This is a genomic window from Pelomonas parva (assembly GCF_043555835.1).
Taxonomy (GTDB): domain Bacteria; phylum Pseudomonadota; class Gammaproteobacteria; order Burkholderiales; family Burkholderiaceae_C; genus Pelomonas; species Pelomonas parva.
In genome coordinates this window covers 788,414-810,161 of record NZ_JBIGHV010000001.1, presented here as the reverse complement: position 1 = coordinate 810,161, position 21,748 = coordinate 788,414, and the positions used below count along the sequence as shown (strand labels likewise).

Annotated in this window: 18 protein-coding genes; 7 read left to right on the top strand and 11 right to left on the bottom strand. The window is 69.7% G+C overall.

From position 1 onward, the window contains the following. The 9 genes from leuD to ACG00Y_RS03285 all read right to left on the bottom strand — a co-directional run bounded on the left by leuD (position 1) and on the right by ACG00Y_RS03285 (position 8,144). Positions 1 to 618: a 3-isopropylmalate dehydratase small subunit gene (gene leuD / locus ACG00Y_RS03325; RefSeq protein WP_394475945.1), complete on the bottom strand. Its 618-nt coding sequence runs from the start codon at positions 616 to 618 to the stop codon at positions 1 to 3. Then, positions 619 to 2,025: a 3-isopropylmalate dehydratase large subunit gene (gene leuC / locus ACG00Y_RS03320; protein ID WP_394475944.1), complete on the bottom strand. Its 1,407-nt coding sequence runs from the start codon at positions 2,023 to 2,025 to the stop codon at positions 619 to 621. Beyond that, the gene (locus ACG00Y_RS03315) at positions 2,022 to 3,209 is read right to left on the bottom strand and encodes a CaiB/BaiF CoA transferase family protein (protein ID WP_394475942.1); all 1,188 of its coding nucleotides are present in this window, start codon (positions 3,207 to 3,209) and stop codon (positions 2,022 to 2,024) included. The genes leuC and ACG00Y_RS03315 overlap by 4 nt, the downstream gene beginning before the upstream one ends. Then, on the bottom strand, positions 3,206 to 4,159 hold the full coding sequence (locus ACG00Y_RS03310; RefSeq protein ID WP_394475940.1) for a hydroxymethylglutaryl-CoA lyase: 954 nt from the start codon (positions 4,157 to 4,159) through the stop codon (positions 3,206 to 3,208). Before ACG00Y_RS03310 ends, ACG00Y_RS03315 begins: the two co-directional genes overlap by 4 nt. Continuing rightward, positions 4,156 to 5,091 (bottom strand): polysaccharide deacetylase family protein, encoded by a 936-nt coding sequence (locus ACG00Y_RS03305; RefSeq protein WP_394475938.1) that lies wholly within the window; start codon positions 5,089 to 5,091, stop codon positions 4,156 to 4,158. Before ACG00Y_RS03305 ends, ACG00Y_RS03310 begins: the two co-directional genes overlap by 4 nt. Next, a complete protein-coding gene (locus tag ACG00Y_RS03300) occupies positions 5,092 to 6,009 on the bottom strand; it encodes a polysaccharide deacetylase family protein (protein ID WP_394475935.1) in 918 nt (305 codons plus the stop codon). Continuing rightward, positions 6,006 to 6,683 (bottom strand): isochorismatase family protein, encoded by a 678-nt coding sequence (locus ACG00Y_RS03295; protein ID WP_394475934.1) that lies wholly within the window; start codon positions 6,681 to 6,683, stop codon positions 6,006 to 6,008. The genes ACG00Y_RS03300 and ACG00Y_RS03295 overlap by 4 nt, the downstream gene beginning before the upstream one ends. Positions 6,684 to 6,750: 67 nt before the next feature. After that, a complete protein-coding gene (locus ACG00Y_RS03290) occupies positions 6,751 to 7,743 on the bottom strand; it encodes a VOC family protein (protein WP_394475933.1) in 993 nt (330 codons plus the stop codon). After that, complete coding sequence (locus ACG00Y_RS03285) at positions 7,740 to 8,144, bottom strand: c-type cytochrome (protein WP_394475931.1); 405 nt, start codon at positions 8,142 to 8,144, stop codon at positions 7,740 to 7,742. The genes ACG00Y_RS03290 and ACG00Y_RS03285 overlap by 4 nt, the downstream gene beginning before the upstream one ends. Positions 8,145 to 8,372: 228 nt before the next feature. Here ACG00Y_RS03285 and ACG00Y_RS03280 point away from each other — a divergent pair, with 228 nt between their 5' ends. From ACG00Y_RS03280 to ACG00Y_RS03260, 5 genes are all read left to right on the top strand, one after another. After that, the gene (locus ACG00Y_RS03280) at positions 8,373 to 9,578 is read left to right on the top strand and encodes an FAD-dependent oxidoreductase (RefSeq protein WP_394475929.1); all 1,206 of its coding nucleotides are present in this window, start codon (positions 8,373 to 8,375) and stop codon (positions 9,576 to 9,578) included. A 259-nt stretch (positions 9,579 to 9,837) separates the two neighbouring features. Further along, positions 9,838 to 12,333: a TonB-dependent receptor gene (locus ACG00Y_RS03275; protein ID WP_394475928.1), complete on the top strand. Its 2,496-nt coding sequence runs from the start codon at positions 9,838 to 9,840 to the stop codon at positions 12,331 to 12,333. Between the two features lie 217 nt (positions 12,334 to 12,550). Then, the gene (locus ACG00Y_RS03270; protein WP_394475925.1) at positions 12,551 to 13,360 is read left to right on the top strand and encodes an alpha/beta fold hydrolase; all 810 of its coding nucleotides are present in this window, start codon (positions 12,551 to 12,553) and stop codon (positions 13,358 to 13,360) included. A gap of 48 nt (positions 13,361 to 13,408) precedes the next feature. Next, positions 13,409 to 14,794 (top strand): MFS transporter, encoded by a 1,386-nt coding sequence (locus ACG00Y_RS03265; RefSeq protein WP_394475923.1) that lies wholly within the window; start codon positions 13,409 to 13,411, stop codon positions 14,792 to 14,794. Position 14,795: 1 nt separating this feature from the next. Continuing rightward, on the top strand, positions 14,796 to 16,313 hold the full coding sequence (locus ACG00Y_RS03260; RefSeq protein ID WP_394475921.1) for an aldehyde dehydrogenase family protein: 1,518 nt from the start codon (positions 14,796 to 14,798) through the stop codon (positions 16,311 to 16,313). A gap of 125 nt (positions 16,314 to 16,438) precedes the next feature. On the opposite strand, the gene ACG00Y_RS03255 is transcribed toward ACG00Y_RS03260, so the two are convergent. Next, a complete protein-coding gene (locus tag ACG00Y_RS03255) occupies positions 16,439 to 17,443 on the bottom strand; it encodes an alpha/beta fold hydrolase (protein ID WP_394475919.1) in 1,005 nt (334 codons plus the stop codon). A gap of 14 nt (positions 17,444 to 17,457) precedes the next feature. Next, positions 17,458 to 18,915, bottom strand: coding sequence for a flavin monoamine oxidase family protein (locus ACG00Y_RS03250; RefSeq protein ID WP_394475917.1), 1,458 nt, complete (start codon positions 18,913 to 18,915; stop codon positions 17,458 to 17,460). A 278-nt stretch (positions 18,916 to 19,193) separates the two neighbouring features. Between ACG00Y_RS03250 and ACG00Y_RS03245 the strand changes: the two genes are divergently transcribed. Continuing rightward, a complete protein-coding gene (locus ACG00Y_RS03245; RefSeq protein ID WP_394475916.1) occupies positions 19,194 to 20,729 on the top strand; it encodes an FAD-binding oxidoreductase in 1,536 nt (511 codons plus the stop codon). Between the two features lie 20 nt (positions 20,730 to 20,749). Next, the gene (locus ACG00Y_RS03240) at positions 20,750 to 21,574 is read left to right on the top strand and encodes a helix-turn-helix domain-containing protein (RefSeq protein WP_394475914.1); all 825 of its coding nucleotides are present in this window, start codon (positions 20,750 to 20,752) and stop codon (positions 21,572 to 21,574) included. The last annotated feature ends 174 nt before the right edge of the window (positions 21,575 to 21,748 follow it).

Sequence of the window (21,748 nt, the reverse complement as noted above, 5' to 3'; positions counted from 1 at the left end):
TCAGTCGAGATAGATCCAGGGCCGGGCCTGGCGGTCTTTGGCCTGGAAGGCCTCGATGGCTGCGCTCGACTGCAGCGTCAGCGCGATCGGGTCCAGCCCCTGCAGCAGCATCTCGCGCTGGCTGGCCGCCAGCTCGAAGGGGTAGGCGTTGCCCGCTGCGTCCGTCACCACGCAGCGCTGCAGGTCGACGTTCAGCCGGCGGCCCTGCGGGTCGGCCGAGGTGGACGCTGCCATTGCGGCGATCTGCGCCTCCGGCAACACCACGGGCAGCAGGCCGTTGCGCACGCAGTTGCCGGCAAAGATGGCGCCAAAGCTGGGCGCGATGATGGCGCGGATGCCGTACTCCTTCAGCGCCCAGACCGCATGCTCGCGCGACGAGCCGCAGCCGAAGTTGGCACCGGCCAGCAGGATGCTGCTGCCGCGCTGCACCACGCGGTTCAGCACGAAGTTGGGGTCGGGCTCGCGCGCCTGCACGTAGCGCCAGCCGGCGAACAGGCCGCCCGCGAGGCCGGTCTTGGAGACGGTCTTCATCTCGCGCGACGGGATGATGGCGTCGGTGTCGATGTTGCTGCGCAGCAGGGCCGCGGCCACGCCGGTGTGTGTGGTGAACTTGTCCATCTACGTCAGCCTGCGAGGGTCGGCAATGCAGCCGGCGATGGCCGAGGCCGCCACCGTGATCGGGCTGGCCAGGTGCGTGCGCGTCTGCGGCCCCTGGCGGCTCTCGAAGTTGCGGTTGGTGGTGCTGACAACGCGCTGCTGCAGCCCGAAGCTCTCGCCGCCGGCAAAGAAGCACATCGAGCAGCCCGACTCGCGCCACTCGAAGCCGGCATCCAGGAACACCTGGTGCAGGCCCTCCGCCTCGGCGGCGAGCTTGACCTGCGTGGAGCCCGGCACGCAGATGGCCTTGACGCCGGCGGCCACCTTGCGGCCACGCAGCACGGCGGCGGCGGCGCGCAGGTCGGACAGGCGGCTGTTGGTGCAGGAGCCGATGAAGGCGGCATCGATGGGCGTGCCGGCCAGCGGCTGGCCGGCCTGCAGGCCCATGTAGGCCAGCGCCTTGTCCATCGCTGCGCGGGTGGCGCCGTCTGCCGCCGAGGCCGGGTCGGGCACGCACTCGCCCACGCCAATGGCGTGCTGCGGGCTGGTGCCCCAGGTCAGCATGGGGCTGAGCGCGCCGACGTCCAGCCGTGTCTCGAAGTCGAAGCGGGCATCGGCGTCGCTGCGCAGCTCGCGCCAGGCTGTTGCCGCGCGTTCCCAGGCCTCGCCCTTGGGCGCGAAGGGCCGGCCCTGCACATAGTCCAGCGTGGCCTGGTCGGGCGCGATGAGGCCGGTGAAGGCCGAGAACTCGACCGCCATGTTGCACAGCGTCATGCGCGCCTCGACGCTCAGGCGCTGCACGGCCTCGCCGGCAAACTCGACCACCGAGCCGCGCGCGCCCGAGGCGCTGTCGCGCGCGATCAGCGCCAGGATCATGTCCTTGGCGGTGACGCCTTGCGGCAGCTGGCCGTCGAAGGTCACGCGCATCGATTTCGGCTTGACCACGCGCAGCGTCTGCGTGGCCAGCGCATGTTCGGCTTCCGACGAGCCGATGCCCCAGGCCAGCGCGCCTAAAGCGCCCTGCGTGCAGGTGTGGCTGTCGGGGCAGACGACGGTGGCGCCGGGCAGCACGATGCCCTGCTCCGGCGACACCACATGGACGATGCCCTGGCGCTCGTCGCCGAGGTCGAAGAGCTGGATGCCGCTCTTGGCCGTCTGCTCGCGCGTGATGCGGATGAAGGCCTCGCCGCCGGGCATCAAGGTGTTGTCGCTGCGGCCCGGGAAGGTGTCGACGATGTGGTCCAGCGTCGCAAAGGCCAGCTGCGGGTTGCGCACGCGGTGCCCCGCCTCGGCCAGCGCCTGCAGCGCGACGCCGCCGGTGCGCTCGTGCAGGAAGACGCGGTCGATGTGGATCAGGCTGTCGCCCTCGTCCAGCTCGGCCAACAGGTGCTGGCGCCAGAGCTTCTCAAACAACGACAAGCCGCTCATGGATGCAGCACGCCTTGCGCGACGAGCCCGTCGACATCCGCCTGGCTCAGGCCACGAGCCAGCAGCAGCGCGCTGCCATCGGCGCCGATGCCGGGCAGGTCATGACGCAAGCCGAAGCGGCGACCGGCCATCGCGATGGGCAGGGCCGGCAGCTTGGTGGTGCGGCCGTCGGGCAGCGTCAACGGCACCAGGCCGCCAGCGGCGTTCAGGTGCGGGTCGTCGAACAGCTCCTCGGGCTTGGCGATGGGCGCAAAGGGCAGGCCGGTTTCCTCCAGCTTGGCCATCAGCGCGGCCTTGTCGAACTGCTTGAAGCGCTCGCGGATGATGGGCAGCGTGCGCTCGCGCTGGCGCACGCGCTCGGTGTTCCTGGCCAGGCTGGCGTCGGCCAGGAAGTCGGTGAAGCCGAAGGACTCGCAGAACTTGCGCCATTGCGTGTCGCTGACGACGGCGGCGAACACGCGCTCGCCGTCGCCGGCCTCAAACACGTCGTACACGGCCCAGGCCGACTGGCGGATGGACATGGGCGGCGCGGCGACGCCGGTGGACGCGAACTGCGCCATGTGCTGGCCGACGAGGAAGGCGGTGGTCTCGTACAACGACGTGGTGACCTGCTGGCCCAGGCCCGTGCGCTGGCGCTGCGCCAGCGCGCCGAGGATGCCGATGACGCCGAACATCGCGCCGGTCACGTCGATGACCGATGCACCCGCGCGCATGGGCCGGTCCGGCAGGCCGGTCATGTAGGCTAGGCCACCCATCATCTGCGCCACTTCGTCCAGCGCGGTGCGGTTCTCGTAGGGGCCAGCCAGGAAGCCCTTGCCCGAGCAGTAGATCAGCCGCGGGTTGGCCTTGGCCAGCGCCTCATGGCCGAAGCCCAGCGCCTCCATTGCGCCGCCGCGGAAGTTCTCGACCAGCACGTCGGCGTCGGCCAGCAGCTCCAGCACCAGCCGGCGCCCCGTCTCGGACTTCAGGTCGATTGCCAGGCTCTTCTTGTTGCGGTTGTACATCGCGAAGTAGCCGGCGCCCGAGCCGCTGAGGCGGCGCGTGTTGTCGCCCTCGACGGGCTCCACCTTGGTGACGTCGGCGCCCATGTCGGCCAGGATCAGGCCGATGCTGGGGCCCATCACCATGTGGGTGAACTCGATCACCTTCAGCCCCGAGAGGGGCAGGTCTTGCTGTGTCGTCATGCGTCGTTCTTCTTCTGGGGAGTGGCGGGCACGAAGCCCTTGGGCAGGCCGGCCAGCGGCGTCAGGCCGTACAGCGGCTCGCCGGGCAGCGCAGCGGCCAGCAGTTCGCGCGTGGCGAACAAGGCCTCGAGGTCGATGCCGGTGCGCAGGCCCATGGCTTCGAGCATGAAGACCAGGTCTTCGGTGACGATGTTGCCGCTGGCACCGGGCGCGAAGGGGCAGCCGCCCAGGCCACCCAGTGACGCGTCCAGCGTCGTCAGCCCCACGTCCAGCGCCGCCACCACATTGGCCAGGCCCTGGCCGCGCGTGTTGTGCAGGTGGATGCCGGTCAGCTGGTCGCGGCCCACGGCCGACCAGACCGCGCGCGTCAGCCGCCGCACCTGGGCCGGGTTGGCATAGCCGGTGGTGTCGGACAGGCCCACCTCGTCGCAGCCGGCTTCCATCAGCGCCACGGCCAGCTCCAGCACGCGCTTCTCCGGCACCACGCCTTCCAGCGTGCAGCCGAAGGCGGTGGACAGGCTGCCCTCCAGGTGCGGGCGCTGCCCTACCGGCAGGCTCTGGATGAGGGTCGAGATCTGGCGCACCTCGTCCAGCATCTGCGCGTGGCTGCGGCGCACGTTGCGCAGGCTGTGCGTCTCGCTGACCGACAGCGGGATGGTGATCTTGTGCGCGCCGGCCGCCACCGCCGCCTGCGCGCCCTTGAAGTTGGGCACCAGCACGGCGACGTTCAGGCCGGGGATGGTGCGCGCATGGGCGACGATCTCGGCCGTGTCGGCCAGCTGCGGCAGGATGTGGGCCGGCACGAAAGAGCCGACTTCGATCTCGGCCACGCCGGCTGCGGCTGCGGCGCTGATCCAGGCCTTCTTGGCCGCCGTGGGCATGATGGCCGAGATGCTTTGCAGGCCGTCGCGCGGGCCCACCTCGCTGATGAGGACATCCCTGTCGGTCATGCCGCCACCTCCAGCTGCTGGGCGGCGAAGGCATCGATGATCTCGCCGGGCGACGCCTGCCAGACCTCGCTGGACGCGCTGATGTGCTGCAGCACCGTCTCCAGGTGCTGGATGCGGTGCGGCTGGCCCATCACCCAGGGGTGCAGCGACAGGCTCAGCAGCCTGCCGCCCTGCTCGCGGGCCTCGGCCAGCAACAGGTCGAAGGCGTCCATCACCTGTTCGGCCCATGAGGCCTCGGCATGCAGGTTGTCCATCACGACGAAGCGGTCCTCGATCTCGGTGGCCAGCGGCAGGTTCCACAGGCTGCCGTGGGCGGTGTGGAAGGCATAGGGCAACTCGTCGTTGACCCAGTCGCAGAAGTAGTCGATGCCTTCGGCCTTCAGCAGCTCGGGCGTGTGGGGGCTCTGCAGCTTGCCGGGGCTGAGCCAGCCGCGCACGGGCTGGCCGCTGGCTTCGCGCAGCGTGGCCAGCGAGCGCTGCACGGTGGCCCGCTCCTCGTCAACCGCCAGGCCGCCGACATGCGGTGTGTCCATGGACCACGAGTGGCCCAGCACCTCGTCGCCGCGCGCGCGGATGTCGGCCATCAGCGCCGGGTAGCGCAGCGCCAGCTCGGCATTGATGGCAAAGCTGGGCCGCACGCCATAGGCATCGAAGGCGCGCAGCAGGCGGTAGATGCCGACCCGGTTGCCGTAGTCGCGCAGCGTGAAGTGGCGCAGGTCGGGGTAGGGCATGGTCATGGAGCCGGGCAGCTTCAGCTTGGCCGATGGGTTCATCGGGAAATGCTGCAGGCTCACGTTGATCCACACGGCCAGCGGCTTGCCGCCGGGCCATTGCAGGCGCGGCCGGTCGGTCAGCAGGGACCAGTCGTAGCGCCCATGGTCCATGCCGTAGCGGCGCTGCGGGTAGTCCAGATGGGAGGGGTCGAGTGCCATTCAGCGGCCTCCGTTCTTGGCTGCGATGCTGGCCAGCGCGTCGTCGTGCTGGTGCGCGAGGTAGTGCTCGGCGATCTCGCGGCCGGTGGTGACCCAGACATCGCTGTGGCCGGTGATGTAGGCCAGCGCGTCCTCGAAGGCCTTGAGCCGGTGCGGGCAGCTGACCTGGTAGTTGTGCGTCGGGATGCACATCACCGTGCCGCTCTCGGCGCCCTCGGCGTAGAGGCGGTCGAAGCTGTCCTTGATCATCTGGCCGTAGCGGCGCGGCTCGATCTTGTTGACCACGTAGGCGATGGTGTCGTTCAGCTCCAGCGAGTAGGGCACCGACACGAAGCGCTGGCCGCCGCGCACGCGCAGCGGCGTGGGCTGGTCGTCGTGGAAGAGGTCGCAGCTGTAGAGGCCGCCCAGCTCGGCAAAGAGGTCCAGCGTGTGCTCGCTGTGCGACAGCGCCGGCGCCAGGTAGCCGGCCGGCGCGCGGCCGGTGTGCTGGGCGATGGTCTCGATGGACTCGAGGATCATCGAGCGCTCCTGCGCCTCGGACATGCCGTAGGTGTAGCGCGTGTTGTAGATGCCGTGGCTGAAGAACTCCCAATCGCGCTCGCGGCACATCGCGATGATCTCGGGATGGTGGATGCACAGCGCGGTGGACAGCGAGATCGAGCCGCGCACGCCGTACTTGTCCAGCAGCTTCATCTGCCGCATGTGGCCGACGCGGTTGCCGTAGTCGCGTATCGAGTAGCCGGGCACGGCGGGCGACGGGTGCGGCCAGGCGGCGCGCGACGGGTTGACCGGCGGGTTCAGCTCGTAGAACTCGATGTTGGGCGCCACCCAGAAGGCCACGCGCGCGTTGCCCGGCCAGCGGATCTTGGGCCGGTCGAGGTAGGGCCAGTAGTCGTAGTGGCCGGTGTCGGCCTTCATGCGGGCACCTTCGCGCGCTCGTCCAGCCAGCCCAGCGTTTCGCTCACGTCGACGACATCGGCGTACTTCAGCATCAGGTCGGTCAGGTTGGCGAAGTGGTAGGACTCGTGCTTGTCCGCCACGCACTGCTCGGGAACGATGGTGCGGTAGCCCCGCGACAGCGAGTCCACAGCCGCTGCGCGCACGCAGCCCGAGGTGGAGCCGCCGGTGATGACCACCGTGTCGACCTGGTGCCAGACCAGCAGCGAGGGCAGCGGCGTCTCGAAGAAGGGCGAGGGCATGCGCTTGCAATAGACGAGGTCGCGGCCGTGCTCAATGTCGCAGCGCTCGTCGAACGCCGCACGGCGCGAGCCGTGCTTGATGTTCTGCAGCGAGTCGGGCGTGTCTGTGCGCGTGCCCCAGACGCCGGCATCCTCGGCCGATTCGGCATAGGCCACATGGGTCCAGACGACCGGCCAGTCCAGCGCACGAAAGCGTTGGGCCAGCGCATTGACGTATTCGATCTGGCGCGGGTCGGTCTCGTAGGCGGTCTTGAACTCGTCGACGCGCGTGTAGGCGCACTGGAAATCGATGTTCACCAGCACGGCCTTGCGGCCGTAGCCGAAGCGGGCGCGCTGGGGGTTGGCCTTGATGTCGGCCCAGATCTCGCGGGCGGTCTTGTTGGATGTTTCCATGCGTCGCTCCTTTGCTGGGGACGATAGGCAGGCGCGCCGGCAGCGACAAAGCCGGCCGGGCGGCTGATCAGCCTGCGAGCAGTGGCGTCTCGAAGAACTCCAGCCAGGCCCCATCCGGCGCCCGCAGCGCCAGCAGGCGCACCTCGCCATGCGGCGCCAGCGTGACCGTGCTCGGCGGCATCGCCAGCGCATGGCCGGCGGCTTCGACATGGCGGGCCAGGGCCTCGACGCCGCGCGTCGGGAAGCGCAGCGTCGCCATGCCGAAATGCGGCGGGCCGGCGTCGGCGGACAGGTCGCGCCCCTCGGCGCCGGGCGCGGCCACCAGCTCGACCGAGCCCTCGACCTTGCCCTGCGGATGCACGATGCACAGCTTCAGGCCGATCTGCGAGGCCAGGCCGGGCGGCGCGCCGAACAGGTTGGGCCCAGGCGCAAAGCCTGGCGACTCATAGCGCGATGCGATCTGAAAACCCAGCACGTCGCGGTAGAAGGCCAGCGCCACGTCCACGTCGCGCACGATCTGGCTGGAGTTGAAGACCTGGCTGAACTCGCGCAGGTGGCTGAAGCCTTCCAGCGGCGGATGCAGGCGCTCGATCAGCGCCAGGCGCACGTTGTCCGGCCCGCGCACCAGCCATTCCTTGACGCCCAGCGTGCCGAAGTCCCAGGCGATGGGCGGTGCCACGCCGTGCCATTGCAGCGCCCGCATGCGCGCGGCCATCGCGTCGACGTCCAGCACGCGCACGTTGAGGTCGAAGATGCCGCCGCTGTCCCAGCATTGGTCATCGGCGCGGATGTCGTGCTGCGGGCCTGCACCCTCCAGGCGCAGCAGGCGCACGAAGCCGGTGTCGCAGTCGGGGTGGGCCAGCAGCCATTCCTGGCCGCTGGCGCCGGGGCGGCCCCAGGCGGCCAGCAGGCGCGGGTCCACAGCGCCCTGGTGGCGCACGACCCAGCCGCCGTTGCCGACCCAGCAGGCCAGGTGCGGGCGCTCGTCGCGGACGATCAGCACGGCTTCGTTGAAGCCGTCGATGCGGAAGTCGCCGCCGGTGGCGGCCGCCGCCGTCACTTGATCGTGCGCAGGTAGTCGATCAGCGCCTTGCGCTCGGCCGCGTCAGGCATGCCGGCGAATGCCATCGTGGTGCCGGGCACCACGGCCGCCGGCTTGATCAGCCAGGCATTCAGCTGGGCCTCGTCCCACACCAGCGGCTTGGCCTTCATCGCGGCGGAGTAGTTGTAGCCCGGCACGCTGCCCATGGGCCGGCCGACCAGGCCCTTCAGGTGCGGGCCGATGCGGGCGGGGCCGGTGTCGCCGGTGTCATGGCAGGCGGCGCAGCGCATGTACAGGCGCTTGCCTTTGTTGATGCTGGCGGCATCGGCGGCCGGCTGTGCCAGCGCGGCGCCCGTGCCGAGCAGCGCGAACAACAAGGTGGCGCCCAACGGGGCGAGGCGCAAGGTCTTCAGCAGCATGTCCATACCTTTGGATGAGTCCGGGAACGCGAGTCGCTGCCGATGCTAGGGCGGGGTGGTGCGTAGGCCCGGCGCGGCGTGCTGCGTTGTTCACGCTGCGGCAACTCCGTCGCTGCGGCGGCCCCGGCCTATCCGCCTGATGGACGGCCGCGCACCCAGGCAAGACCCGGCCGCCGTGGCGCGCCAGGATGGGGCATCTCTGCTGCAGCCTGGAAGGCATCTCTCCCCATGATCACTCACGACACCGAGGTGCTGGTCGCCGGTCTCGGGCCGGTCGGCGCCACTGCCGCGCTCTCGCTGGCCCGCCAGGGCATCACCGTCGCCGCCATCGAGCCGCTGTCCAGCAGCGCGACCGACCTGCGCGCCTCCACCTATCACGCACCGACGCTGGAGATCCTCAGCGACCTCGGCGCGGCCGACACGCTGTTCAGCCAGGGTCTGAAGGCGCCGATCTACCAGTACCGCGACCGCCAGACCGGCGAGGTCTTCTCGTTCGACATGGGCGAGATCGCCGACCGCACGCGCTTCCCATTCCGCATCCAGTGCGAGCAGCACCGCGTGACGGCCAACATCGTCGCCCAGCTCAAGCTGCAGCCCAGCGCCACCGTGCTGCAGGGCCAGCGCGTGCTGTTCGTCGAGCAGGACGCCGACGGCGTGACCGCCTATGTCGAGAGCGCCAACACGGTGGAGCGCTGGCGCGCCCGCCACCTCATTGCTGCCGACGGCGCCAGCAGCGTCGTGCGCAAGGTGCTGGGCCTGCAGTTCCCGGGCTTCACGTATGACGAGAAGTTCGTCTGCTTCTCGACCGAGTACCCCATCGAGGAGGCCTTCGACGACCTCAGCTACGTCAACTACATCTCCGACCCGCAGGAGTGGATGGTGGTGCTGCGCGTGCCGGGCCTGTGGCGCATCCTCGTGCCGGCGCCGACCGACCTGACCGACGAGCAACTGGTGTCGGACGAGTACAAGAACGGCGTGTTCGGCCGCATGCTGGGCCGCGAGTGCGACATCGTCACGCGCCACCGCACCATCTACCGCGCGCACCAGCGCGTCTGCGAGCGCTTCGCCGTTGGCAACATCCTGCTGGTCGGTGACTCGGCCCACCTGAACAGCCCGATGGGCGGCTTCGGCATGAACAGCGGCATCCACGATGCCATGAACGCCACCGAGAAGCTGGTGCGCGTGCTGCGCCACGGCGCCGATGCGGCCGAACAGATCGCGCTGTACGAGCGCCAGCGCCGCACCATCACGCATGACTTCGTGCAGGCCCAGACGATAGAGAACACGCGGCTGATGCGCGACGGCTGGGCCAACGCCCGCGCGCAGCGCAGCGAGGCGATGAACAAGCTGATGAACGACAGCGCCGCGCGCCGAACCTACCTGCTCAAGCAGTCGATGTTCACGAGCCTCGAACAGGCTGCGGCCATCGCATGAACCCGCCTCGCCAGGCTGGGGCATGAGGCACCGCGCGGAGGCTCGCAGGCACTGCGCTGCAGCATGAAAACAGCCCGCAGGCGGACGCTTATCCACCTGCCGAGTGAAGGCAAACAGAAGGCGACGCGCATCGGTGGGGCTGCCTACATTCGCGTCCAACCCGAGCAAGAAATCACCGCTCCAGCCCGGATGGCCAGACAGGCGTCGCGCCTGAACCACCCACGTCACGGTCCTCTCTACGCAACCCGGAGAAATACACATGCAATCGCATCAGCCCCTGTGCCAATCGCAGCAGCCGCACCAGCCATGGCTCGCTCCTACCGCCGTCGCGCTCGCCTGCGCCCTGTTGACCGCCCCGGCGCTCGCGCAGACTGAAGCCGCCGCCGCGCCTGCCGTGGCGGACGCTGCAGCGACGAGCAGCAACGCACTGCCGACGGTCACCGTCACGGCCCGCAAGCGCAGCGAAAAACTGCTGGAGGTGCCGATCTCGATCCAGTCGTTCTCCGACAAGGAACTGCGTGCCAGCGGCACGACCGAGATCAAGGACCTGACCACGCAGGCCGGCTTCAACTTCACCTCCGCGCAGGGCTCGGGCGCCCAGGGCCGTGCCTTCGGCGTGACGACGTTCCGCGGCCTGCAAGGCGAGTTGAACTTCCCGTGGGACAACTCGGGCGGCATCTTCATCGACGGCATCTTCATCTCGGGCGGCGTCTCCAGCATCGGCATGACCGATGTGGCGCGGGTTGAAGTGCTCAAGGGCCCGCAGAATGCCTTCTTCGGCCGCAGCACCTTTGGCGGCGCGGTCAACTTCATCACCAAGCCACCGGCCGGCGTGCTGCGCGGCACGGTGAATGCGTCGCTGAACCAGCATGGCTCCAACGATGTCGACGTGACCATCGAAGGCCCGCTCATCGACAACCTGCTGAACGGCCGCATCTCGTTCGGCTCGCGCAACAAGGCGGCCACCTACCGCGCCAGTGATGGCGGCGACCTGGGCGCGGAGAGCACCAAGTTCATCTCCGGCACCTTGCACTTCTCGCCCACCGACGACCTGTGGGTGCGCGTGCGTGGCCACTACCAGAAGGACGAGGACTCCATGGCGGCCACGGCCCTCATCCGGGCCACGGGCAACACCAGCTGTGCCGGCCAGACCTTCAGCGGCATCGGCCGTGATGGCAGCCGCGTGCAGTACACGCCGGGCACGGCGTACTTCTGCGGCAGCATCCCGTCGTTCAAGAGCGTGGGCAGTGGCGTCTTCGATGCCAACACCGCCATCCCGGCCGCCGCCTACGAGGCCTATGTCAACAACAGCCTGAGCGATCCCTTCCTGGCCAAGGCGCCGCGCCTGGACCACGGCGGCATGGCCCGCGAGGTCAAGCGTTTCTCGGCGCAGGCCGGCTACTCGCTGCCGCTGGACATGGAGGCCTCCTTCAACATTGGCTACAACGAAGCGAACTCGGCCAGCATCTTCGACCTGGACCGCAGCAAGGTGCAGGCCTTCTACGCGCTGCAGACCAATGCGACGAACGACATGACCGTCGATGCGCGGCTGTCCACCAACCCGCGCGCAGCCTTGCGCGGCGTCATCGGCGCCAGCTACTTCAAGTCGCGCTACCAGCTGTCGCAGCTCAACCTGAACAGTGCCTACGGCGCCACCGCCGCCGTGCGCGACTCCGGCAACTACCTCAACCTCGACTCGTCGGTGCCCGCCCTCTACGGCTCCATCGAGTACGACATCACCCAGCAGATCACGGCCTCGTTCGAGACCCGTCGCCAGAAGGACAAGATCGAGTCCACCACCTTTGCAGGCACCGTCTTCTCCAACACCGTGGAGAACTGGCTGCCGCGCATGACGGTGCGCTTCAAGCCGAGCGCCGACCTGTCGATCTATGCCAACGTCGCGCGCGGCGTGCAGCCGTTGACGGTCAACACGGGCTACGTCAATGCCTCGGCGGCGGGCAAGGCCTACATGCAGAGCATCTACCCGGACCTGGGCAACTTCACGCCCCAGCCCAAGCTCAAGTCCATCGAGCTGGGTGTGAAGCAGCGCGTGTCGGACTCCCTGCAGTACTCGCTCGCGGTGTACGACCAGAAGTGGAACAACCGCCTGTCCTCCAGCGCGCTCTTCAACCCGGCCAGCTGCGGCACGACCACCGGCACCACGGCCTGTCCGTTCACTGCCACGGGCTCCGGCGTGACCTTCGGCAACGACGCCAAGATCCGCGGCCTGGAGCTGCAGGTCGACGCCCAGCTCGGCAGCAGCTGGACCGCCGGTGCCTACCTGGACCTGAAGCGCGCCACCTGGGACAAGTTCAACGCCGCCGGTGCGTCGGTCTACGGCTCGAACGGGGCCATGGCGCTGACCGGTACCGCCGTGGCCTTTGATGGCAACGACCTGGGGCGCGTGCCCAAGGTCACGGTGTCCGCCAACACCACCTACCGCTTCGGCCTGCCCAGCGGCTGGAGCAGCTTCGTGCGCGGCGACCTGACCTATGTCGGCAAGCAATGGGAGACGGACTACAACTTCGGCCAGACGGACGCCTATCACCGCCTGGACGCCCGGCTCGGCGTGGAGAAGGGCAACACGTCCGTGGAGCTGTTCGTGCGCAACCTGACGGACAACCGCGGCTGGGTCACGGTGGGCCGCACGGTCAACCTGACCTTGACGCCGCTGGTCAACTTCTCCCAACAGGCCCTGTTCACGACGGTGCAGGACGAGCGCACGTTCGGCGTGCGCGTTCGCTACGGCTTCTGAGCTTCGGCTCGCGCGCTGGCTGGCCAGCCTTGCCAAAGGCGCTCTTCGGAGCGCCTTTTTTCGGCGCCAGCAAGGTCACCCGACGACGCGCTGTTCACCTGGTGAATCGCGCGCTACCCAGCGCTTGTGGCGGCAAGTGCCGTGGCGATCATGCACGGGCGCGCCCGCCCGGATCGACCGGCTGAACCGCTGCCACGCATTCCTGAAGGCCATCCAGATGAATCCACCGTTGCCCCGTCGGGCCTATGCAGACGGCCCGTTCGGGCAGGTCCACTACCGTGTGCTCGGCCAGGGGCCTGCGGTGCTGATGTTCCATCAGGCGCCGATGACCTCGGCCCAGTTCGACGGCGTGTATGGACCGCTGTCGGCGCACGGCCTGCAGGTCATCGGCGTCGACATGCCGGGCTTCGGCATGTCCGACCCGACCGACTTCGTGCCGCGCGTCGAGGACTACGCCCGCGTCGCGCCGGCCGTGCTGGATGCGCTCGGCCTGGACAAGGCCGTGATGCTGGGCCATCACACCGGCTCGGCGGTGGCGACCGAAGCGGCGCTGCAGTTTCCCGACCGTGCCATCGCGCTGGTGCTGGCCGGCCCGCTGCCGCTGACCGAAGAGGAGCGCAGCAACTTCCTCGCCACGGTCACGGTCCAGGAACAGGCCTTTGCCGCCTTGCCCGGCGGCGAGCATCTCGCCGAGATGTTCAAGACCCGCGAACGCATGGCCGCCGGCAGCGTGCCGCTGCACCGGCTGAGCGACTACGTCATCCAGGCCCTGTCGGGCCGGGGCGCCTACTGGCATGGCCACCATGCGGCCTTCCAGTACCGACATGAGCTGAGCCTGCTGAAGGTGAAGCACCCCGCGTTCATCCTCACCAACACCGGCGACATGATCTACGACCTTGCGCTGCGAGCGCGCGCCCTGCGCCCGGATTTCGCCTACGCCGAGCTCGATGGCGGCGGGGTGGACATCGTCGACCAACAGCCCGACGCCTGGTCAGCGCTGGTGGCCGGTTTCGTCCATTCGCTCTGAGCCCGCGCCGACCCCGGCCCCCACCTCTGCACCGTCACAGGACTTTCCATGCCATCTCCCATTCCGACGCGGCCACCCGCCATGTCGCTGCGCACCATGCTGGCCTACGGCGTGGGCCAGACCGGCGCGCAGGTCTTCCGCGACACGCCCGCCGTGCTGCTGCCGGTCTTCCTGACCACCTTGCTGGGCGTGCCGGCCTGGTTGTCGGGCTTCGTGGTGCTGGGCCCCAAGCTGTGGGTGATCCTGTGTGACCCGCTGATGGGCGCCTGGTCCGACCGGCTCAAGAGCCGCGTCGGCCGTGCGCCCTTCCTGTTGATCGGCGCGCTGCTGACGGCGCTGGGCTTCATGGGGCTGTTCTCGTTCACCGGCTTCTCGTCGCCGGTGATGGCGGCCGTCGCCATCGGCGTGCTGTTTGCGCTGGCCTCCACCGCTTTCAGCGCCTTCTCGGTGCCCTATCTGGCGGTGGCGGCGGAGTTGTCCGACGACCCGCATGAACGCACCCGCATCCTCACCTGGCGGGTGGTGTTCTCCGTGGTCGGCGTGATCCTCAGCGTGGGGCTGGCGCAACCGCTGGTGTTCCATCTGGGCGGCGGCCCCGAGGGCTGGCGGGGCATGGCGCTGATCCTGGGCGGCCTGTCCCTGGTGACGATGCTGGCCACGCCGCTGGGGCTGCACCGCCAGCTGCGCAGTGCCATCAACTCGACCGCCGCCGCCGTCGCCACCACCGGCCTGGCGGCCGGCCTGCGCGCGGCGCGCCGCAACAAGCCCTACCTGCGCCTGGTCTGCACGCACTTCATCCAGTCGTGCTCGCTGGCCTGCAGCTACACGATGGTGGCCTTCATCTTCATCTACGCCATCGGCAAGATCGACCTGCTGCTGCCCTTCGTGCTGGTGATGTCGGCTGCGGCGCTGGCCGCCCAGCCCTTCTGGCTGGGCCTGTCGCGGCGCATCGGCAAGCGCAGCGCCTTCCTGCTCGCCTGCGCCGGCTGGGTCGGCGTCACGCTGAGCTGGCTGGTGGTGCGCCCGGGCACCGACGTGCTGCTGACGTTGCCCTTCTTCGGCCCGCTGGCCAGCGAGCACCTGTGGGTGCTGCTGCGCGCGGTGGTGATCGGCATCACCAACTCGGGCTTCCTGCTGTTGATGCTGTCGCTGCTGACCGACGCCATCAAGCGCGGCGACGATGAAGCCGGCAAGGACGGCCCGGACGACGAGGGCCTGCTGTCCGGCGTGTTCTCTGCCATCGAGAAGCTGGCCTTTGCGGTGGGCCCGCTGCTCGCGGGGTTTGCGCTCAGCCTGTCGGGCTTCGCGTCCTCCACCACCGGCATGGCGCAGCAATCGCCGCAGGTGGTGTCCAGCATCGTGCTGCTGTACTCGGTGGTGCCGGCGGCCGGCATGGTGATCAGCCTGCTGGTCTTCGGCCTGCGCCGCAAATGACGTGGCAGACAGGGCGCCCACCGAGTTCGACGGCCACCCGGTGGCACCCGCCACGCGCGCCTTCCTGCGGCGCGCACATCGATTCCTGATCGACGGTGAGTGGGCCGAAGGCTCGGCCGGCGAGACCCTCGCCAGCAGCGACCCCGCCACCGGCCTGCCGCTGGCCACGGTGGCGGCCGGCAGCCCGGCGGACATGGACCGCGCCGTGGCGGCGGCCCGGCGCGCCTTCGATGGCGGCTGGTCGCGCACCGGCGCCCGCGAGCGCACCCGGCTGATGACCCGCCTGGCGCGCCTGCTCGAAGCGCGCGCCGAGGTGTTCACCGAGGTCGAGGTGCTCGACAACGGCATGCCGCGCGCCATCGCCGCGCTGACGGTGGCCAACTGCGTGGAGATGCTGGACTACTACGCCGGCGCCACGCTGAGCATCGAAGGCCGCACCACCACGCCGCCGCCGCATGTGACGGCCTTGGCCGAGGCGCTGACCTACACGGTGCGCGAGCCGGTCGGCGTGGTGGGCCAGATCGTGCCGTGGAATGTGCCCCTCTCCACCGCCATCCTGAAGCTGGCACCCGCGCTGGCGGCTGGCTGCACCGTGGTGCTCAAGCCCGCCGAGGAGACACCGCTGTCGGCGCTGCTGCTGGGGGAGCTGATCATCGAGGCCGGCTTTCCGCCCGGTGTCGTCAACATCGTCAACGGGCGCGGCGAGAGCGTCGGCGCCGCGCTGGCCGCGCACCCCGACGTGGATAAGATCTCCTTTACCGGCTCGACCGAGGTGGGCCGCAAGATCGTCATCGCCGCCGCCTGCAACCTGAAGAAAGTCTCGCTGGAACTGGGCGGCAAGTCGCCGGTGGTGGTGATGCCCGATGCGGACCTGTCGCTGGCGGTGCCCGGCGTGGCCATGGCCACCTTCTTCCTGCAGGGCCAGAACTGCATGGCCGGCACCCGCATCTTCGTGCACGAGGCCATCCACGACGAGCTGGTGCGGGGCCTGGCGGCCTTTGCCGACGGCATGGTGCTGGGCCACGGGCTGGACCCGGCGACCCAGGTCGGCCCGCTGATCTCGGCCGGCCATCGGGCGCGGGTGATGGGCTATGTCCATGGTGGCGAAGCCGCAGGCGCCACGCGCGTGGCCGGCATGGCACAGCCGGCGGGACCCGGGCACTTCATGCGCCCGGTCATCTTCACCGGCGCGCAGCCGCACATGGCCCTCATGCGCGAGGAGATCTTCGGCCCGGTGATGGCCATCCAGCGCTTCGCCAGCAACGACATCGAGCAGATCGCCGCGCTCGCCAATGACAGCCCCTTCGGCCTGTCAGGCAGCGTCTGGACCCGCGACCTGTCCTTCGCGCACAAGCTGGTCTCGCGCATCCGCTCGGGGCAGGTGTCGATCAACTGCCACGGCGCCATCGGCACCAACATCCCGTTCGGTGGCATGCGGCAATCCGGCTGGGGCCGCGAGTTCGGCCGCGAGGGGCTGGACGCCTACCTGGAAACCAAGGCCGTCACGGCAAGGCTTTGAGGTGCCGCCCGCCACCTTGCCCGTTCGCCGGTGCAGGAGTTGTCCCTTTCGTCCCTCAGCTGGCCGGTAGCAAGGTCGCGGTGAACACCCGCTTACGTCGCAGGCGCTGCGCCTGGCGTCGGGGTTCAGGGTTGCGCGGCAGGCCGTGCACGGCAGGCGGGCGCAGCGGCCAGGCTGGCCAGGAAGGCCTGCACGTCTGCCGCACTCCTGGCGGCGGTGTCCACCATCAGCATGTGGCCAGCCTCGGGATAGATGCGCACGTCGACGCGGCAGGCGTTCTTCATCGCATCGGCGAAGGCCTGCGCGGTCTCGATGTTGAGCGCGCGGTTGGCCGCGCCCCACAGCACCAGGGCCGGCGCGCGTACATGGGCCAGCACCCGCTGCGGATCGCCGCGTTCGTACAGCGTGCGGCCGGCGATGGCCTCTTCGCCACGGCCGCGCATGTTGGCATAGGCCAGCTTGCGCGCCACGCGCTCGGGCGTCACCAGCGCCTCGTCGGCCAGCAGGTGGTAGAGGTTGGCCTCGATGTCGTCGGCCGTGATGACCGGGCTGCTGAACACGCTGGCGTCCGGGATCTTGCGGGCCTTGGCCGATGGCTTTTCCACCTCGCTCGGGCCCTTGCCGGTCTGGATGCCGGCGGAGTTGGCCAGGATCAGGCCGGTGACCCGGTCGGTGCGCGTGGCGGCGTAGCGAAAGGCCACCAGCCCGCCATAGGACGTGCCGGCAATGGCAAAGCGCTCGGCTCCCAGGCGGTCCATGAAGGCGTCCACCAGCGACAGCCAGCGGTCCACCGAGTAGTTGCCGCTGCGCAGCGGGCCGGTCAGGCCAAACGCCGGCAGGTCCAGCCGCAGCACGCGGTAGTGCCTGGACAGCACCGCCGCCCAGGCGTCCCAGTCGGACAGGTCGCCGAGCGTGCCGTGCACCAGCAGCAGCACCGGGCCGCTGCCCTCGTCCTTGTAGTGCACGTCAACGCCGTCCACGTCGATGAAGCGCGACTGGGCGTCGGCGTAGCGGGCGATCACCGATTCGCGCGTCAGCACGCGGGTGGTCTCGGCCGCATGGCCGGGCAGGGCCGCGCCGATCAAGGACAGGGCCAGCGCGGCGGGAGGCAAGAGTCGGTTCAGCTTCATGGCGGTGTCCCAGCTCACGCCAGTTCGTCCATCAGTCGCAGCACGGCGTTCTCGGCGGCCTCGCAGGCCGACTCCAGGCCGGCGTGCGCCTTGCCGCAGTGCTCGCCGGCGAAGTGCAGCGCGCCGATGGGCTGGGACAGCAGCGCCTCGTAGCGGCCGATGTCCCCGGGGGCGAAGCTGGCGATGTGGCCGCGGTTGTAGGGCTGGGCCATCCAGTCGTGCACGTGGGTGGCGCGCACGACGCCGGCGGTGGACGGGCGGATGCGTGCCAGCTCGGCCACCACGGCCTTGCCGATTGCGGCATTCGACAAGCCCTTGAAGCGCTCGGTGGCCTCGCCGTTGATGAAGCTGACGAAATGGTGCTTGCCGCCCGTCGATCCCATGTTCAGCACACGCTCGATGGCGCCGTCCGACCACAGCTCGGGGGCCATGCCGTCGCGCTCCCAGAACGGCGCATCGGCCTCCAGGAACACCTGCACCAACTGGCCGTAGCGCAGCGCGCTCCAGGCCTGGCGCTGTTGCGGCGGCACCTGCACGCCGCCGACACCTTCGACCCGCACGCCCTTGAATACGGACATCGGAATCGTGCTGATGCAGGCACGGGCCCGATGCTGGCTGCCGTCGGCGCAGCGCACCACCACGCCGCGGCGGCCGACCTCGATGCCGTTGACCGCCCGGCGCAGCTGCACCGGCCGCTGCAGCGATGCGGCCATCGCATCGGTCAGCGCGCTGGTGCCGCCGCGCACCTTGGCGCTGGGGCCGGCCTTGGCTTCCCACAGGTAGTAGTTGAGCTTGCGCAGCGTGTCGAGGGCATTGGCCTCGTCGAGGTTGCGGGCGCTGGTGTTGACGTTGAGCAGGCGCAGCGCTTCGTCGGACGCGCCCTTGCTCTTGAAGTACTGGCGCAGAGACATCTTGTCGAGTGCGGCGAACTCGGGCTTGAGCCAGTCCGACAGGTCGGACAGCGGCATGGCGCCCACCAGATAGCGGCCCGACAACTGCAGCGGCAGCAGCGCCTGTTCGTTCGGCGCCAGCCGGTTCAGCGGCGAGCTGCTCCAGGCGCGGTTCACCGCCGGCTGGCCGTAGACGCTCATCGCCACCTGGTTGCCGCCCAGCATCGACGGCCCGCCGCTGGCCCGCACGTCCAGCGGCACGCCGAGGTCCGCCGCATTGGCGCGCACCCGGCCGTAGCCGCTGCCGATCTCGGCGGCGCCGAACTCGGGGCGGCCCGGCACGTCCACGCCGGTCCAGCAGCGCCCGCCGACGCGCGGGCTGGCTTCGAGCACGGTCACGCTGATGCCCGCGCCCTGCAGCATGCGCGCCGCATGCAGGCCGGCGATGCCGGCGCCGAGGATCAGCACATCGGCCGGCGCTGCCGCTGGCGTTGCGGCAGCCGATGCGATGCCCGCGTGGCCGGCCCAGGCGGCAGCGCCCAGGGCCAGCGCCGCGCGGCGCGTGAGTTCATGTTCAGCCATTCGTACTCCTCATGCGCCACGATGCGGGGCGCGCGATGTCCAAGGTGCCATTCGCACGGGTAGCGCGCCAGTGAGCCACCAGAAGCGCCGGTTTGCATCCGGGCCGGCGGCCGTGTTCACGGGGCGAGCAGGCCTGCGGGCGCCTCATCGCGGTGTGAACAGCGGCGCCGACCGGACAGCGGGCGGCGGCGAGCCCGGTTAGTGTGCTGGCGATGAACGCCTCCGCTCCCCACGAAACGCAGCTGCCCCCGTCTCACGTCTCGGCTGCCGCCCCGCTGTTGCCACAACTGATCGCCGCGCTGGGCGCGGACAGCGTCTGCTGCGAGTCCGACCGGCTTGCGCTGCTCTCGCATGACGTCTACCGGCAGGGCGGCCTGCCGCTGGCGGCGGTGCGGCCGCGCGATGTGGCGGCGCTGCAGGCCGCGGTGCGCCTGTGTGCCGCAGCCGGCGTGGCGATGGTGCCGCGCGGCGGCGGTGCCTCCTATACCGACGGCTACCTGCTGCCTGCGGGCGGCCATGTGCTGTTCGACACCGGCGCGCTGGACAGCATCGAGATCGACGCCGCCAACGCCGTCGTCACCGTGGGCGCTGGCGTCACCTGGGCGGGCTTGCGCGAGCGCCTGGCCGCGCAAGGCCTGCGCACCCCGTTCTGGGGGCCGTTCTCGGGCCTGGCCGCCACGGTGGGCGGCAGCGTCAGCCAGAACGCCATCAGCCACGGCAGCGCCAGCCACGGCATCTCGGCGCAGTCGGTGCTGTCGCTGGACGTGGTGCTGGCCTCGGGCGAGCTGCTGCGCACCGGCATCAGCACGGCCACCCGCCATTTCGGCCCCGACCTGACCGGCCTGTTCACCGGCGACTGCGGCGCCCTGGGCATCAAGGCCGCCATCCGCCTGCCGCTGATCGCCGCGCGCAGCCAGTTCGACGCGCTGTCCTTCGCCTTCCCCGACTTCGCCAGCTTCCACGAGACCCTGCGCCTGGCGGCGCTGGAGGGGCTGGAGGACGAGCAGTTCGGCCTCGACAAGGCCTTGTCGCAGGGGCAGATCGGCAAGCAGGAGGGCCTGGGCTCCAAGCTGGCCATCGCGCTGAAGGTGTTCCGCTCGGCGCCGAACGCGCTGGCCGGCGTGCGGCAGCTGCTGCGCATGCTGCTGGCGGGCGACGAGGTGCTGACCAGTGGCGAGTACATGGCGCACTTCATCGTCGAAGGCGCCAACATGGCCGAGGTGCAGGGCAAGGCGGCGCGCTTGCGCGAGCTGGCCCTGGCGCGCGGCCATGAGATCGCCAACAGCGTGCCGGGCTTCGTGCGCGCCATGCCCTTCGCACCACTGACCAACATCCTCGGCCCCAAGGGCGAACGCTGGGTGCCCGTGCACGGCATCCTGCCGCATGCCGATGTGCCGGCCTTCCACGCGGCGCTGCTGGACTTCAACGCCCGCCACCGCGACGCGATGGCGCGGCTGGGCGTGTGGATGGGCACCATGTTCTCCACCGTCTCGTCCACGGGCCTGCTCTACGAGATTGCGCTCTACTGGCCCGAAGCGCCGGCCGCGTATCACGAGGCGGTGCTGGGGGGCGAGTACCTGCGCCAGGTCTCCAGCCACGCGCCCAATGCGGCGTCTTCGGCCCTGGTGGAGACCCTCAAGCTCGAACTGATCGAGCTGTATGCTGCCCATGGCGCCGCCCATTTCCAGATCGGCCGCGCCTATCCCTATGCGCAGCGACTCGACCCGGCGGCGCTGGCCCTGTTGCAAGGCCTGAAGCAGCAGCTCGATCCGCAGCAGTTGATGAACCCTGGCGCGCTCGGACTTGGAGGCTGACGCGCCCAACCCTGCTTCGCATGGCCGAACGCGACCAGATCAAGTCACTGAAGAAGGCGTTGCGCGCCATCACCTACCTGAACCAGCAGGGCGACTGCACCGTGTCCCAGGTGGCGGCGGGCATCGAGGTGCCCCGCGCCACGGCCTACCGCCTGCTCGCCACGCTGGCCTCCGAGGGCTATGTGGACAAGCTGCCCAACAGCGACATCTACCGGCTCACCAGCCTCGTGCGCAGCCTGTCGACGGGGTTCCGCGACGAAGAGCTGCTGCTTGAACTGGCGCGGCCCCTGCTCGCCGAGGCGCAGCGCGAACTGGGCTGGTCGATCGGCGTGAGCACGCCTCGCGGCAGCCAGATGGTGATGCGGCTGAACACCGACTACGAGTCGCCGCTGGCCCTGATCCGCCACGGCATCGGCGGCTCGCGCCACCTGCTGGTGTCGGCCTGTGGCTACTGCTATCTGGCCCACTGCACGCCGGCCGAGAGCGAGGCCATGATCACCGCCGGCCTGGCCGACCCTGACCATGAACACCCCATGCCCTTCGACCGCCAGCAGATCCAGGAACGGGTGCAGGGCGTGCGGGACGAGGGCTTCTGCAGCATCGAGTTCGACCATGAGCGCGAAGGCAATCTGGGCGTGCCCCTGCTGCTGGCCGGGCGGCCCGTGGGCGGCATCCTGATGCGCTACATCAAGTCCACGATGCGCAGCACCGACCGCCTGCGCAGCAGCTATGTGCCGCGCCTGCAGCGCCTGGCACTGGAGATTGCGCAGCGCCATCCCGCCCATCGGGATCATGGCGAGCGCATGGCCGGGCTGGCGTCAGGGACTGCGGCTGAAGGCGAGTAATTCGCCTCGGTTAGGCCGCGGGCGGCGTTGGGGCATCAGGCACCGCGCCGGTGATTCAGGCACTGACCTGCAGCGCTCACGGGGCTGCGTGCCGGCCGCTTATCCGCCTGCCGAGCGGTGTGGAACAAAAGAGGATTTCCGGGGGGGCCGTCCCTACATTGCGGCCGAGCCAGA